15 protein-coding genes and 1 tRNA gene are annotated in these 15,136 nt (G+C 57.2%); 5 read left to right on the top strand and 11 right to left on the bottom strand.

Going from position 1 to position 15,136, the window contains the following annotated elements:
- Nucleotide 1 precedes the first annotated feature (1 nt).
- The 5 genes from ACSAMW_RS15650 to oscA form a co-directional block, all read right to left on the bottom strand.
- Entirely contained in the window at nt 2-973 is a 972-nt protein-coding gene (locus ACSAMW_RS15650; protein WP_500591060.1) for a sulfate/molybdate ABC transporter ATP-binding protein, read from the bottom strand.
- 3 nt (nt 974-976) lie between these two features.
- On the bottom strand, nt 977-1,849 hold the full coding sequence (cysW, locus tag ACSAMW_RS15645) for a sulfate ABC transporter permease subunit CysW (RefSeq protein WP_500591059.1): 873 nt from the start codon (nt 1,847-1,849) through the stop codon (nt 977-979).
- Between the two features lie 10 nt (nt 1,850-1,859).
- A complete protein-coding gene (cysT, locus tag ACSAMW_RS15640; protein WP_500591058.1) occupies nt 1,860-2,678 on the bottom strand; it encodes a sulfate ABC transporter permease subunit CysT in 819 nt (272 codons plus the stop codon).
- Nucleotides 2,679-2,746: 68 nt separating this feature from the next.
- Nucleotides 2,747-3,757: a sulfate ABC transporter substrate-binding protein gene (locus ACSAMW_RS15635; protein ID WP_500591057.1), complete on the bottom strand. Its 1,011-nt coding sequence runs from the start codon at nt 3,755-3,757 to the stop codon at nt 2,747-2,749.
- 98 nt (nt 3,758-3,855) lie between these two features.
- On the bottom strand, nt 3,856-4,038 hold the full coding sequence (gene oscA, locus ACSAMW_RS15630; RefSeq protein ID WP_500591056.1) for a sulfur starvation response protein OscA: 183 nt from the start codon (nt 4,036-4,038) through the stop codon (nt 3,856-3,858).
- A 271-nt stretch (nt 4,039-4,309) separates the two neighbouring features.
- Between oscA and desA the strand changes: the two genes are divergently transcribed.
- Together desA and ACSAMW_RS15620 are read left to right on the top strand one after the other, a co-directional pair.
- A complete protein-coding gene (desA, locus tag ACSAMW_RS15625; protein ID WP_500591055.1) occupies nt 4,310-5,494 on the top strand; it encodes a delta-9 fatty acid desaturase DesA in 1,185 nt (394 codons plus the stop codon).
- 158 nt (nt 5,495-5,652) lie between these two features.
- Nucleotides 5,653-6,642, top strand: a complete 990-nt coding sequence (locus ACSAMW_RS15620; RefSeq protein ID WP_500594057.1) for a GGDEF domain-containing protein — start codon at nt 5,653-5,655, stop codon at nt 6,640-6,642.
- A gap of 17 nt (nt 6,643-6,659) precedes the next feature.
- Here ACSAMW_RS15620 and ACSAMW_RS15615 read toward each other — a convergent pair whose 3' ends face one another.
- From ACSAMW_RS15615 to gabD, 3 genes are all read right to left on the bottom strand, one after another.
- The gene (locus ACSAMW_RS15615; RefSeq protein WP_500591054.1) at nt 6,660-7,886 is read right to left on the bottom strand and encodes an HDOD domain-containing protein; all 1,227 of its coding nucleotides are present in this window, start codon (nt 7,884-7,886) and stop codon (nt 6,660-6,662) included.
- Nucleotides 7,887-8,008: 122 nt separating this feature from the next.
- On the bottom strand, nt 8,009-9,286 hold the full coding sequence (gene gabT, locus ACSAMW_RS15610; protein WP_500591053.1) for a 4-aminobutyrate--2-oxoglutarate transaminase: 1,278 nt from the start codon (nt 9,284-9,286) through the stop codon (nt 8,009-8,011).
- A 122-nt stretch (nt 9,287-9,408) separates the two neighbouring features.
- Entirely contained in the window at nt 9,409-10,851 is a 1,443-nt protein-coding gene (gene gabD, locus ACSAMW_RS15605) for an NADP-dependent succinate-semialdehyde dehydrogenase (protein WP_500591052.1), read from the bottom strand.
- A gap of 258 nt (nt 10,852-11,109) precedes the next feature.
- On the opposite strand from gabD, the gene ACSAMW_RS15600 reads away from it, so the two are divergent.
- Nucleotides 11,110-11,186, top strand: a tRNA-Arg gene (locus tag ACSAMW_RS15600).
- Between the two features lie 78 nt (nt 11,187-11,264).
- On the opposite strand, the gene ACSAMW_RS15595 is transcribed toward ACSAMW_RS15600, so the two are convergent.
- A complete protein-coding gene (locus ACSAMW_RS15595; protein WP_500591051.1) occupies nt 11,265-11,657 on the bottom strand; it encodes a barstar family protein in 393 nt (130 codons plus the stop codon).
- Between the two features lie 109 nt (nt 11,658-11,766).
- Here ACSAMW_RS15595 and ACSAMW_RS15590 point away from each other — a divergent pair, with 109 nt between their 5' ends.
- Both ACSAMW_RS15590 and ACSAMW_RS15585 read left to right on the top strand, forming a co-directional pair.
- A complete protein-coding gene (locus tag ACSAMW_RS15590) occupies nt 11,767-12,153 on the top strand; it encodes a hypothetical protein (RefSeq protein WP_500591050.1) in 387 nt (128 codons plus the stop codon).
- A 161-nt stretch (nt 12,154-12,314) separates the two neighbouring features.
- Nucleotides 12,315-13,139, top strand: a complete 825-nt coding sequence (locus ACSAMW_RS15585; RefSeq protein WP_500591049.1) for a DUF8758 domain-containing protein — start codon at nt 12,315-12,317, stop codon at nt 13,137-13,139.
- Here the strand turns inward: ACSAMW_RS15585 and ACSAMW_RS15580 are convergent.
- Together ACSAMW_RS15580 and ACSAMW_RS15575 are read right to left on the bottom strand one after the other, a co-directional pair.
- Nucleotides 13,099-13,572 (bottom strand): DUF488 domain-containing protein, encoded by a 474-nt coding sequence (locus tag ACSAMW_RS15580; protein ID WP_500591048.1) that lies wholly within the window; start codon nt 13,570-13,572, stop codon nt 13,099-13,101. The genes ACSAMW_RS15585 and ACSAMW_RS15580 overlap by 41 nt on opposite strands.
- Before the next feature lie 81 nt (nt 13,573-13,653).
- Nucleotides 13,654-15,129, bottom strand: coding sequence for a YdgA family protein (locus ACSAMW_RS15575; RefSeq protein WP_500591047.1), 1,476 nt, complete (start codon nt 15,127-15,129; stop codon nt 13,654-13,656).
- Between the last annotated feature and the right edge of the window lie 7 nt (nt 15,130-15,136).

Raw genomic sequence — 15,136 nt, 5'->3', positions numbered from 1 at the left:
GTTACCTGCTTTTAGGCTTGAAGAACAGCGTATCGCCTTTGTTCAGGCCTGAAAGGCTGTCGTGATCCTTAACCACTTCAGCCTCTATCAGCTCATCTTGGCCTTCCACTTTCAGCGTGATCCGCGTGGTTGCGCCAAGTGGGCGAATGTCGCGCACCTGGGCGGCATGGTGCGCGTCCAAGGCTGAACGCGACAGCGCCACTTCATGGGGGCGAAACTGCATCGGCTGGTCCTGGCCCAGGTGCAAGCGGTTGGAGTCGCCCAGGAAGTGGTACACAAAATCGCTGGCCGGTTGTTCGTACACTTCGCCAGGTGAGCCAATCTGCTCGATCACACCCTTGTTCATTACCACGATGCGATCCGCCACTTCCATGGCCTCTTCCTGATCGTGCGTCACAAACACAGACGTCAGGTTGATCTCCTCGTGCAAGCGGGCCAGCCAGCGACGCAGCTCTTTGCGTACCTTGGCATCCAGTGCACCGAAAGGCTCATCCAGCAGCAGTACCTTGGGTTCTACTGCCAAAGCGCGGGCCAGGGCAATACGCTGCCGCTGGCCACCGGAGAGCTGCTCGGGGTAGCGGTCGGCCAGCCAATCCAGCTGCACCATGCTCAGCAACTCATGCACCTTTTCAGCAATCTTCGCCTCGCTTGGCCGCTCATGCTTGGCCTTCATCCGAAGGCCGAACGCTACGTTATCGAACACGCTCATATGCCGGAACAAGGCGTAGTGCTGAAACACGAAGCCCACGTTGCGATCCCGCACATCGTGGCCGGACACGTCTTCACCGTGGAACACGATGCTGCCCTGGTCGGGGGTTTCCAACCCAGCAATGATGCGTAGCAGCGTGGTTTTGCCACACCCTGACGGCCCTAGCAGGGCGACCAGTTCGCCGCTGCGGATGTCCAAATCGATACGGTCGAGGTCCTGGAACTGGTTGAAACGCTTGCTGACGTTACGTACTTCGATGGACATGGCTTATTCCTCCGCGGCGCTGTGGCGCAGGCGGTTAATACGGCTTTCGCTCCACTGCTTGAGCAGCAGAATGAACAGGGCGAGGGCCAGCAGAAGGCTGGCTACGGCGAAGGCAGCAACATGGTTGTATTCGTTGTAGAGAATTTCCACGTGCAGCGGCAAGGTGTTGGTCACCCCTCGAATATGCCCAGACACCACGGACACGGCGCCGAACTCACCCATGGCCCGTGCCGTGCACAGCACCACGCCATAGATCAGGCCCCAGCGGATGTTAGGGAGCGTGACATGCCAGAACATTTGCCAGCCGTTGGCGCCCAGCAGGCGCGCAGCTTCTTCCTCCTGAGTACCCTGCTCCTGCATCAGCGGAATCAGCTCACGTGCGACGAAAGGCACGGTCACGAAAATGGTGGCCAGTACGATGCCAGGCAGGGCGAAGACAATCTGGATGTCGTGGTCTGACAGCCAGGGCCCCATCACGCCACGCGCCCCAAACATCAGTATGTAGACCAAGCCGGCAATAACAGGCGATACCGAGAACGGCAAGTCGATCAGCGTAATTAGAAGGCTTTTGCCACGAAACTCATATTTGCTGGCACACCATGCGGCGCTCACACCGAATACCAGGTTCAGCGGTACCGAAATCGCGACGGCCAGCACGGTTAGTTTCAGGGCGCTGAGCGCGTCAGGCTCCAACATGGCGCTGAAAAAGGTACCCACACCTGCTTTAAGTGCCTGGGACACTACGATAAACAACGGCAATAGCAGGAACAGTGCAAAAAACAACCAGGCCAAGGTGATAAGCACCCCTCTGGCTACAGGGCTGCCACGCCGGGCAGCATTGGCCGCCTGCGCGGCCGAAACGGTCGAACTGGACATGGGCCTTCCCTCAAGGAGTTTCGATACGGCGCTGAAGCAGATTGATCAACAGCAGCAGGATGAACGACACCACCAGCATCAGCACACCAATGGCGGTGGCGCCTGTGTAGTCGTACTGGTCCAGCTTGACCATGATCAGCAGCGGCAGAATCTCGGTTTTCATCGGCATGTTGCCCGCGATGAAAATGACTGAACCGTACTCCCCCACCCCCCGTGCGAAGGCCAGTGCAAAGCCAGTCAGCCAGGCCGGGAACAAGGCAGGGGCCAAAATGTGGCGAAATACCTGCCAAGGTTTGGCGCCCAGGCAGGCGGCCGCCTCTTCAACCTCCCTGGGAATGTCGGCCAGCACGGGCTGTACCGTACGCACTACAAAAGGCAGCGTTACGAAGGTAAGCGCCAAGGTGATACCCAAAGGGGTATAGGCAATCTTGAAGCCCAGGTCCGTGGCGAACTGGCCTACCAGGCCATTGGGGGCGTAGAGCGCTGTTAACGCGATACCGGCTACCGCCGTAGGCAGTGCAAAAGGCAGGTCGATCATGGCATCGATGATGCGCCGGCCTGGAAAGCTGTAGCGCACCAGCACCCAAGCCAGCAGTGTGCCCATCACGCCATTGAGTAGCGCAGCGTACAGGGCTGTTCCGAAGCTGAGCTTAAGCGCGGCGAGCACGCGAGGGGCGCTGACAATGGCCCAGAACTGATCAAAGCTTAATTGCGCAGCGTTGACGAACATGGCCCCGAGAGGGATCAGCACAATCAGGCTGAGGTACACCAAGGTGTAGCCCAGCGTCAGCCCGAAGCCGGGTATGACGGGAGAGATCCGACGCGACATAAAGGTCCTTGTGTTAAACGAACCGAGCCCGGGCTATACCCGGGCGCGCTCTTGCCAGTACCTGGAAACTACTGGGCCTGGTAGATCTGGTCGAAGATCCCGCCATCGTTGAAGAACTTTGGCTGGGCAGTTTTCCAGCCGCCGAAGTCTTTGTCGATAGTCACCAGGTTCAGTGCCGGGAACGTGGCTTCGTATTTTTTCGCCACCTCGGCGTTACGTGGCCGATAGAAGTTTTTCGCAGCAATTTCCTGTCCGGCTGGGCTATACAGGTGCTCCAGGTAGGCCGTGGCAATGGCTGTGTTGCCCTTTTTCTCTGCGTTCTTGTCTACAACGGCCACGGGAGGTTCGGCCAGGATCGATAGCGAAGGCGTTACGATGTCGAACTTGTCAGCCCCACCGTCTTCTTTCAACGCCAGGTGCGCTTCGTTTTCCCAGGCTAGCAGCACATCGCCCTGGCCATTGTTAACGAAGGTAATGGTCGAGCCGCGGGCACCGGTATCCAGTACGGGTACGTGCTTGAACAGCTGCTGCACGTAAGCCTTGGCCTTGGCTTCATCACCGTTGTTGGCCTTCAGGCCATAGGCGTAGGCGGCCAAGAAGTTCCAGCGCGCACCGCCCGAGGTTTTGGGGTTAGGCGTAATCACCGATACGCCCTCTTTTACCAGGTCGCCCCAGTCTTTGATGCCCTTGGGGTTGCCCTTGCGCACAAGGAATACAATGGTGGAGGTGTAGGGTGTGCTCGCGTCTGGCAGCCGCTTTTGCCAATCGGTAGGCAATTTCTTGCTCAGGTTGGCGATTTCATCGATATCACCGGCCAGTGCCAGGGTTACCACATCGGCAGGCAAGCCATCGATCACCGACCTGCCCTGCTTGCCCGAGCCGCCATGGGACTGCTGGATTTTTACAGCGTCATCCGGGTGCTGCTGTTTCCAGTAGCTCACGAATTCCGCGTTGTATTCCTGGTACAGCTCCCGTGTGGGGTCGTAAGACACGTTCAGCAGTTCATAATCCTTGGCAACAGCGGAGCCTGTGAACAGCGCAGCGGCCAGGGCGGCAAGCGCGTAACGGCGGGTGGACATGGTGATGCTCCTGATGGCAGCGCTTTATTAGGCTTTGTACGAAAAGTGGCTGCCAAAGGGCGGCGACTTCCGGTTTTCCGGTGGCCGGCGTTAAGCCTTTAGCTTGATTTAGGACTTGCCTGTTGCAGGCGGAATTTTTCCTTTCGCTCGATCTGTACGACCTGAGCGTTATGAACCGTGATCTCCACCGCGCCAAAACGCAGATCACGCAACGCGCTCTGAATTTCTCGAAGAATCGCGGTTTCGTCCTGCCCGTCGACGCTACGCAGTGGTGCGCTCATGGTTAGCTCCTGAAAAAAGAATGGCCTGGTGCGGTACCCGGCATAGGCGCACTATAAAAGCGTGATTTTATTCTTAAAAATAATATTTAAGAATTTTTATAGACGTAAAAGTAATAAAAACCTTATGCGAATGAGGTTTAACGCTAGGAAATATCTACTTACCAAAGAATCGGCTTATCCCCGACCCTTCACCCCGAATGGCTGGTGATTGCCTGGTATTACCGATAGATTCAGCAGCGTTATTCAATACCTGACCGAGGCTTTTCCACCTATGTGGTACAACGGTTTGCTGGACCTGACCCCTTGGCAAGTGGTCGCTGCAACTCTGCTGCTTACGCATGTCACTATCGTTGGCGTGACGGTTTACCTGCACCGCTATTCGGCCCATCGCTCGTTGGAACTCAACGGCGGCCTGAAGCACTTCTTCCGTTTCTGGCTTTGGCTGACCACAGGCCAGAACACCCGCGAATGGACGGCTATCCACCGCAAGCACCATGCGAAATGTGACACTCCAGACGACCCGCACAGCCCTGTGATCAAGGGGTTGGGAACAGTGTTGCGCACAGGCGCAGAGCTGTACCGCGAGGAAGCCAAAAACGCGGAAACCTTGCGTATCTATGGCAAGAATTGCCCTGATGACTGGATTGAGCGCAACCTGTACAGCCGCTTCACAATGGGCGGCATTGTGCTGATGGCGCTTATCGACCTAGCCTTGTTTGGCGTGATTGGCATCACGGTGTGGGCTGTGCAGATGATGTGGATTCCCGTGTGGGCTGCTGGCGTAGTGAACGGGCTAGGCCATGCGGTGGGCTACCGCAATTTCGAATGCCGGGATGCGGCCACCAACTTGGTGCCGTGGGGCATCATCATTGGTGGGGAGGAGCTGCACAATAACCATCACACCTACCCCAATTCAGCCAAATTGTCGGTAAGAAAGTGGGAATTCGACATGGGTTGGCTGTGGATTCGCGTGTTCAGCGCGCTGCGCCTGGCAAAGGTAAACCGAGTAGCACCCATCGCTCATCGAATTCCTGGCAAGGGCTCCATGGACATGGACACGGCCATGGCTATCTTGAACAACCGTTTCCAGATCATGGCCCAGTACCGTAAACAAGTGATCGGCCCTTTGGTTAAACAGGAGGTAGCACGGGTCGACCATTCCGTACGCCATCGCCTGCACCGGGCCAAACGGCTGCTGTCACGCGAGCCCAGCTTGCTGGACGACCGCCACCATGCGTGCATCAACAGCATGCTGGAGACCAGCCACGCACTGAAGGTGATCTATGAAAAACGCCTGGCTTTGCAGCTTATCTGGGCACGCACCAGTGCCAATGGTCATGACATGCTCGCTGCTATCAAAGAATGGGTTCAAGAAGCCGAGGCAAGCGGCATCCAGTCGTTGCATGAGTTCGCCGGCAACCTCAAGACGTATTCATTACGCCCTGCCATGGCGTGATCCAATCGGAGCCCGAGCCCTGCCCGAGCCCAGATTCAGGGAACTTTAAGCGGGTTTTTCGCTCTGAGGAAGACCCTCGCTGGTTCGGCGGGCCTTACCATGGCCACCTGTCGGTGGGCTCACCCTCGACCTCGACGTGTTCCCAAGAAGCCGTGATGATGGCCAACACACCTGCTCCCTCCACATCGCTTGAGCAAATTCCGGAAGCTGCGGAAACCCTGCTTGCCCTTATGCATGCCCAAGGTGAAGTGGCACGGCTCAAAGAGCGGGAAGAGCTGTTTAGTGCGCTGTTGGTCAGTGTGAATGCCGTGCTATGGGCATTCGATTGGGAAACCCAACAGATGGTGTATGTAAGCCCTGCTTACGAACGCATCTTCGGTCGCTCCGCCGGGCTGCTGCTGGCAGACTTCAATGAGTGGCGGGACAGCATCTACCCGGATGATCTGGATTACGCTGAGCGCAGCCGTGCCGAGGTACTGGAAAAGGGATCTGTGGAAGATCGCGAATACCGGATCATTCGTGCAGACGGGCAAATCCGTTGGCTGAGCGACAAGTGCTTCATAAGCCATCGCCCTGAGTCTGGTCAGCGGGTGATTGTGGTAGGCATTGCGGAGGACATTACTGAAAAGAAGCACCTGGAAGACGAGCTTCAACGCCTTGCCACAACTGACGTGCTTACCCAGAGCAGCAATCGCCGGCACTTCTTCGAATGTGCCCACCGCGAGTTCGAGCAATCCAGGCTCAATGACACGCCCATGGCCTTCCTGCTGCTGGACATCGATGATTTCAAGATGATCAACGACACCTATGGTCACCAGGACGGTGACCTGGTGCTTCAGCGCATTGCTGAAAGTGGCAAGGGTGCCTTGCGCCGAGGCGACCTGTTCGGCCGAATTGGCGGTGAAGAGTTTGCAGCGGTGTTTCCGGGTTGTGCGCCAGACATGGCGCGGCAGATCGCCGAACGACTGCAGCGGGAAGTGCAACGCTTAAGCTTTAGCCGCAATGGCAAAAGCTATGGCGTAACCGTCAGCCAGGGCCTGACCAACCTCAAAGCTGACGATGAGGCCTTGGACAACCTTTATTCCCGTGCTGATGCGGCCATGTACCAGGCCAAACGCCAGGGCAAGAACCAAATCATCATGTCCTGAAGCAGGTACCTGTGCGCTCAGGTGCCAGCGGCCACAATCCCTACGTTTTTGCGCAACGCCGTTAGCTCTGCTACCTCTACGCCTAATAGGCGCCCTGCCTTGCTGTTGGCCACAAGCTGGATGTCCGCTTGTGCAGGCAGGTTCACCAATTGGCCGGCCAGGTTCATTACCAGTGACGGCTTGCCGTAGACGCCCATTAGCGCATACACCGAGGCGATCAAGTCTCGCAGGTCGTGGGGCAGGCGCCAGCGCGCACGCAGGGCCGAACCATAGTTGGGCCCGAGCCGATCAAGCGAGGCGCTGACTTGGGCCGTTTCTAGTGCGCCCCCGGCCAATGTCCACTCGTGTAGGGTACGCAACAGGGCCAATTCGCCCAGCCTATGCAATAGCCCGGCGCAATAGCACAACTCGTGATCGATACCCTGCTGTCGCGCTAGCGTGCGGGCCAACTCGGCGGTTTGTCGGGACAGCGTCCAGTACGCTTGGGCCTGTTTAGCCAGTAGAGGATTGTCCAGCCTTGCGCTGCGCTTTAGTGCCAAGCCTAGAATAAGGTTCATGCTTTGGGTAGCACCTAACTGGCTCAGGGCCTGCAGCAGTGTCGTAGCCGGGGCCTCACGCTGACGTGCAGCGCTATTGGCCGCTGCCAAAAGAACAGCCGTGGTTTGCGGGTCACGTCGGATATCTTGCTCCAGCAACCGGAGGTTCAGGGTCCGTGCCTTCAAGCTGCGCACCACGGCGTCATGCACTTCGCTCATTATGGGGGCGCCGTCGGAGGCTTCTCGCCGCATGTCCAGAAACCCATTCAGATCGATGCCTGGCATTACGGGTGGAAGCTCGCATACGATGGCTTCGCCGTTGTCGAGGAGCAAAGCACTGAGGCGTTCACGCAGGGCTTCAAAATTGAGCGGTTTGCTCAGGTAAGCGGTAGGCTGGAGCGGCACGGCATCACGCACACTGGCGCTGTCACTACGGCTGCTCAGCAGAATAAATGGCAACCCTGGTACGGCCCCGCCACGGCGAACCTGCCGCAGCAACTCCAGGCCGTCGGTCCCCGACAGCTCGCGGCTGGCAATGACCAGGTCCGGCAGGTTTTCCAGTGCCTGCATGGCCTGCTTACCGTTTTCACACAGCTCGACCTTAGCATCGCAGCGCACGCTTAACAGCAGCTGCATGAGCAGGTCTCGGCTCCAGGGGTCTGACTCAGCGACCAGTATCCGTGGTACAGCAGTTGATAGCCCTATCATCCAGCCTCCCTGATGGCGGTAGCGCAGCATCCAGTCATTAAAAAGGTATAGGCGGCTATGGCCAGTTCTCCAAATAAAAAACCCGCCTTCCGGCGGGTCTTGTACTCAGGGAAACCGGTACTTCACAGCTCAGCGAAGCACGCTTCCAGGATAGCCAGGCCTTGGTCGAGTTGTTCGGTAGGCGCGGTAAGCGGTACCAGAATGCGCAGTACGTTGCCGTAAGTACCGCAAGACAGCAAGATCAAGCCCTTCTCGCGCGCCTTGGCAACCACTTGTGCCACAGCAGCGGCATTGGGTTTGTGGCTGTCGCCGCCTTCGAACAGCTCGATCGCGATCATGGCACCCAGGCCACGCACATCGCCGATCACCGGGTACTTGGCCTGGAGGCCGCGCAAGCGCGAGGTCAGATGCTCGGCCACGTCCTTGCAGCGTTGCAGCAGCTGTTCTTCCTCAAATACCTCCATCACCGCCAGCGCAGCCGCGCAACCCAGTGGGCTGCCTGCATAGGTGCCGCCCAAGCCGCCGGGTGCGATAGCGTCCATGATCTCGGCCTTGCCGCACACGCCCGCCAGTGGGAAACCGCCCGCGATGGATTTGGCAAAGGTGGTGAGGTCTGGCACTACGCCCATCTGCTCCATGGCAAAGAAGGTGCCTGTACGGCCGGCGCCCGTTTGAACCTCATCGGCGATCAACAGAATGCCGTGCTGGTCACACAGGGCACGCAGGCGCTGCATAAAGGCCTTGGGCGCCACATAGAAGCCACCTTCGCCCTGAACCGGCTCAATGATGATGGCCGCGATATCACGTGGCTCAGCATCGTTTTTGAAGATGCGCTCGATGCTGGCAATGGAATCGTCGACGCTCACGCCATGCAGCTCACAAGGGAACAGTGCACGGAAGACGCCGCCTGGCATCAGGCCCATGCCCGCCGAGTAAGGCACGACCTTGCCGGTCAGGCCCAAGGTCATCATGGTGCGGCCATGGTAGGCGCCGGTGAAGGCAATCACACCGGCACGGCCCGTTGCAGCACGGGCGGTCTTCACGGCGTTCTCGACGGCTTCAGAGCCTGTGGTGACCAGCAAGGTCTTCTTAGCGAAGTCGCCGGGCACCTTGTCGTTGATTTTCTCGCACAGCTCCACGTAGGGCTCGTAGGCCAGCACTTGGAAGCAGGTGTGGGTCAGCTTGTGCAGCTGTGCTTCCACTGCGGCAATGATCTTCGGGTGTACATGGCCGGTGTTCAATACGGCGATGCCACCCGCGAAATCGATAAATTCACGGCCTTCCACGTCGGTCACGGTGGAATTTTTCGCGTGGTCAGCGAAGATCGGGTGGATCTGGCCTACGCCACGCGGTACAGCGGCCATGCGCCGCTGCATCAGGGATTCGTTGGTCTTGCTCATGGAAGCTCCTCAATCGCCGCTCATCGTCGGCGCTGATCGGGATGAGGCACTTCGACGAAGCTGGGCAGCATGCGATGATCGACTGCCCAGCGGTACTCAGTGCCTGAAAGTAACTGCCGGCGTTAAACGCTCAGGCAGAGGTATTTGATTTCCAGGTAGTCTTCGATACCGTACTTGGACCCTTCACGGCCAAGGCCGGAGGCCTTCACACCACCGAAGGGTGCCACTTCGTTGGAGATCAGGCCGGTGTTGATCCCCACCATGCCGTACTCCAGCGCTTCGGCTACGCGGAACACACGGCTCAGGTCGCGGGCGTAGAAGTAGGACGCCAAGCCGAATTCGGTATCGTTGGCGGCTGCAATCACTTCGGCTTCATCTTTGAAGCGGAACAGCGGCGCCAGCGGGCCAAAAGTTTCTTCCTTGGCCACAGCCGCGTTCGCTGGCACGTTCAGCAGCACGGTAGGCTGGAAGAAGTTGCCTTCGATCTGCTCGCCGCCAAACAGCACGGTGGCGCCTTTGCCAACGGCATCAGCAATGTGCTCCTTAACCTTGGCGACGGCCTTTTCATCGATCATCGGGCCAGTAGTCGTGCCTTCTTCAAGGCCGTTACCGATTTTCAGCTTGGCCACAGCAGCTTTCAGTTTCTCGGCAAAGGCGTCGTACACACCGTCCTGCACGTAGAGACGGTTGGCACATACACAGGTTTGGCCGTTGTTGCGGTACTTGGAAATCATGGCGCCTTCGACGGCCTTATCCAGGTCCGCGTCGTCGAACACGATAAAGGGCGCGTTGCCACCCAACTCCAGAGACACTTTCTTGATGTCCTGGGCACATTCAGCCATCAGCTGGCGGCCGATATCGGTAGAGCCTGTGAACGACAGCTTGCGCACGATGGGGTTGCTGGTCAGCTCGCCGCCCACTTCACCGGCACTGCCGGTCACAACGTTGAATACGCCTTTAGGGATGCCGGCACGCTCGGCCAGCTCGGCTAGGGCCAGGGCCGAGTACGGGGTTTGCGAAGCGGGCTTGAGCACCATGGTGCAGCCAGCGGCCAGGGCCGGGCCGGCTTTGCGGGTGATCATCGCTGCCGGGAAGTTCCAGGGCGTAATAGCCGCAGTAACACCGATAGGCTGCTTGATCACGATCAGGCGCTTGTCTGGCTGGTGGCCAGGGATTACGTCGCCGTAAACGCGCTTGGCTTCCTCAGCGAACCACTCCAGGAAAGAAGCGGCGTAGGCGATTTCGCCCTTGGCTTCAGCCAGCGGCTTGCCCTGCTCCAGGGTCATGAGGCGGCCTAGGTCGTCCTGGTGCTCCAGCATCAGCTCATACCAGCGGCGCAGCTTGGCTGCGCGCTCTTTGGCAGTGAGGGCACGCCAGGCCGGCAGGGCGCGGTCAGCGGCTTCGATGGCCCGGCGGGTTTCGGCCTTGCCCATCTTCGGTACGGTACCCAGGGTTTCACCCGTGGCTGGGTTGGAGACGTTGAGCGTCTGGCCACTGTCGGCATCGGCCCAGGCACCTTCTACATAGGCTTGCTGGCGGAACAATTGAGCATCTTTAAGCTGCATGTCGGCTCCCATGGCGGGCTTCGCCGTGGCGAAACCTGAAGTTGGCGGAGGATGGCCCAGGCATCGGGCGTTTGAAATCTCAAACGCATCCTAGGATCTGGGGCGAAAAAGGACAAGGGGTGTTCGAAAAAAAGAACAGCAGGCTCAGCCAGGGTGTTGGCTTTGCTTCTGTTTATAGGACCGTGCAGGTTCTGAAACGATGCATAGCCTGAGAGGATGGACGGGCACCCCGTACATGGGTATTATGGCGCCCGCGTTGCACTCGTAGCTCAGCTGGATAGAGTACTGCCCTCCGAAGGCAGGGGTCATGGGTTCGAATCCCGTCGAGTGCGCCATCTTTTCTTTCCCTTGGCCCCAAGGGCTGACCCTTCAGGTCTCAAATCAACACCATCCCCCTGGTCTCTTCATTGCGCCTACTCCGCCACAACCTCGATAGTCGGATGTGCCGCAAAAATATCCATCACGATCTCGAAGTAGGTCTTGCCCACGCCTCGCTCCAGCGCGTCCAGCTGAGTACGAATGTGCGCTACGTTGAACACCTCGGGCTGCTTGAGCTTTTCGCTTAAAAACGCCTGTGTGACGCTCACACCAAGGCTCGTACGGCTCTGCGCCATGCCCTGCCACACAAGCCTTATGGGCTCTTTGCCGCGGATGGCACCGTAGCCGCCGTATAGCATGTCATCCAAGGCGTCGAGGCTGTGCCCCAGCGCCCAGTCTTCGCCTGCCATGAACACGCGGTTGATCTCGGCATAAAACGACGGAATGTCGTGGATGTTCGAGCCGAGAAGGGTCAGGATTTTCGTCATATAGACCTGTGAATGAGAACCGGCGCGGCCAAACCGCTACGGTTCGTTATGCTTGCATGAGATGAGTCGTTAAGCGACAGCCCAAGGCCCACCCCTTTCAGGAGATTTTATGCGGGTTTCAACGATTGTAGGGACAGTTACCTTTGCTTGGCTGGCCATCGGTTCCGCCCATGCCTCAAGCGACCAAGCCTGGGCGGAGTTCGACACGCGGGTAACGCGCGCCTGTATAGCGGCCAGTGGTCTCAGCAAGCCAGCGCCTTCAGCCATCATCGGTTTTGACGATCGCGTGGGCACGGTTGCCATGCTGGTGAAGGACCGCACGCGCGGATCTTCCAAAGCCAAGCTATGCCTGTACGACAAAAAAGCACAGAAGGCTTATGTGAACGATGCAGAAAAGTGGTCGGCGCCGTTGAAGCCTATGCAGCCTTCTAGAGAAACACAGCAAGAACAAGCTAAAACCGCAACCAAAACAAAAAAAGCATCAAATAATATATAATAGTTATATGACTTTGGATAAAACCGTGCCAACGTGAATCAAGCAATACATTTAAATTAATTTTTCCGCAACCAATTACAAAACCACTTCTGGATACTATACTGCGCAAGAAACTATCATAGCCCTTTATAAAAATTTAGAAAAGTAAGGACAAAGGCCTTATGAGAAGGAAAGCTCGTATACTCATTCTTTGCAAGACCTACCCCTCCCCTAGTGCAGCACATATGGAAACATCGTGTGTTGCAGGCGTCGATACGGAAGGAAACTTGATTAGACTTTATCCAGTGCCGTTTCGGTTGATTACAGAAGATCAACAGTTTTCAAAATGGCAGTGGATTGAGGCATCCATTGAGAAAACAGCCAACGATCATCGACCGGAAAGCCATAAAATAGGCGTCGATACGATCCAGCCGCGTGAAATGGTCCCAGCCAAAAAGGGTTGGAACCTGCGGCGAGCCGTATTGGAAAAGCTACCTATCTACGAAAGCTTTGCGGCGCTTGAACAAGCTCGTCTTGAATGTAACGTGACCTTGGGTTTGATACGACCTCGCCGAATTACAGCACTTGAGATAAAAAAGGCTTCTTCGGAAAGCTGGACCGATGAAGAGTTAGAAAAACTGCAGAAGCTACAGATTCAACCGGGCCTATTCGAGCAAGATGACGTTAAGTCAAGCTTGAAGCGCCTTGAAAAAGTACCCTATGATTTCCACTACAGATACGAGTGCGCTTCAGGAGAAAATTCGGAAGCCAACCGGCATAAAATCGTAGACTGGGAGGCAAGTCAGCTCTACAGAAATCTTCTTCGAATTCACGGACCTGCAGGTTGGGAAACCCCTTTTCGTCAAAAACTTGAGGTAGAACTGCCAAGTAGAGATCTAATGCTATTGATGGGGACAATTCACCGCTTTCCCCACCAATGGCTGATCATTAGCCTGATCTACCCCCCTAAGCAACCAGAAGCAAGTCGGCAAATGCTTCTATTTTGAGAGGAAGATGCCGAGTCTCTAAATCAGCATCCAGCTGCTGTGCCGCTTCCGCAATCAAGCTACGATGGCAGAAATTTGCGTCTGCCTCGTAGCAAACCATGCAAATACGTTGTACCGAAGCCTTCGCAGCCAAGTCTAGTAGCACATTCGTTTGCGTTTGAACGTAGGCTCGGAAGTCGCGGGCGTAATCCGCCCAATCGCCTGTAAGTTTGTAACTGTTGCGAATGGGTTTAGGGCAGCCGAGAGGCGGGCAGTGCTCGTAACTAATGCCTGCATCAGCTAGGCATTGAGCAAACGCTTTTTTGGAAAATCCTTTTTTCCTGGAAAGAGGATATTCCCGAACATCCAGAACCTTATCGATCCGGGCCTGCTTGAGGCGTGCGATGAAGGCGTCAATGCTCAACCCTTCATAGCCTGCTGTATAAATTGCCATGTGTGTTTTCCTCCAGCAGCATCCTGCCGCTGTTCTGCAAAATAGAGGCAGGACTATACCATTGCTTTGTAGCAAAGCACCTCACCCCCGCCCCACCGCCCCCATCAGAAACTGCGCGAACTGCTCCAAGGTGAGTTTCTGCCCATTGAAATCCACCATACCGTTTTCATAGTGCAGTGATGACACCAGCGCTTCGCCTTCCAGCTTCGCCAGCCCTTGCAGGGTGGCCAGGGTGACGGCCAAGTTGGCGGCGCCTTCGGCGTTCTTGGCCAGGGCTGCGGGGTCGGTTAGGCCACCCAATTGGCCTTGCACCGTTGCCAAGTCGCGCAGTGTGCCCTTGGCCAGGGACAGGTTGGCGTCCAGGCGGGTGATCATCTGTTGCATCAACTGCTCGGGCGGCAGGTTCGGCGCTGTGGGCTTGGCCAAGTCCAGGGCTACGTTCAAGTGGCTTTCGCCATTGGCTGTTTTCAACCCTACCGGTTGCAGTTCCATATGAGGGCGGCCTTCCAACAGTTTGTCTAGGTCAGCTTGAACCTCGGCCTGTTGCTGTGGTGTTAGCTGAAGTTGCAAAGGCTGCTGCGCCTGAGTGGCCTGGGCAGCTTGAGGCGCGACCACGTTTTGATAGAACACCGCCAGGTTGCGCATGGCCTCGATGTTCAAGTTGTCGAACAGCATGCGCAGTTGCAGGCTGCCAACGGGCAAGCCGGCAATGTTCATGTGTTCAACTTGATAATCGCCAGTGCCTTTAAGCTTGCCTTCAAGCTCTTCAAGCGAGCCTTGAGCCGTGAGCTTGGCTATCTCAAGCAGAGGGGCCGAGGCCTCGCCGACCGTCAGGCGATCGGCCTGGAAAGCGCTGTTACCCAGATAGAAACCTGAGGCGCCCTTGATACCGCCGCTATGCACGCTCACGCCTTTAAGGTTCAGCTGCACTTCGCCTTGTGGGCCCACGCCCGTGAATTCGGCACTGTCAACGCGCGCGTTGAACTCCATTTTCGCGCTGTCGAGTGTACCGGCCAGGGTGCCGTCTACGGCGGACAGCACCAGCGCACTCTGGTTGCTCTGCCATTTGCTGGGCAGTATCTGGATATGGCTGTCCAGTGTGCGGCCGTACCCTACCGTGGCGTATGCCTGCAAAGGCGGCTCACCGCTGGGCATGCCCAGCAACTGGGTCAGTTCCGGGCTGCTTTGAGTGCGGTAATTTGCTGCCACCATCACAGGCAACAGCTTCAGTTGCTTCACCTGCGACCAAGGGAATGGGCCATGTTCGATGTCGGCAGTCGCTTCCATACGCAACGGCGCGCCGGCGTTGAAATCGGCACTTTGGGCAGTGGTGACGTAGTGAGCGGTACTGCTGAACAGCCGCCGCTCGAAGCCTGTCAGCTCCAGCGTAACGGTGGCGGGATACCCTGCCAGGGCTGACTTGAGTTGTGTGTTGGCCTCCACCACCTGCTGGCGCAGCAGGGGTTCAACCTGCGTACCGGTGTACCAGGCGACACCGGTAATGGCCGCGCCTGCGATAACGACAACACCAACGACAACGGGAAGAACTTTGCTCATGGAAGGG

It is taken from the genome of Pseudomonas sp. AB39(2026) (assembly GCF_059831485.1).
Note: the sequence above shows the minus strand (reverse complement) of the source record. Positions and strands in the feature narration are given on the sequence as shown.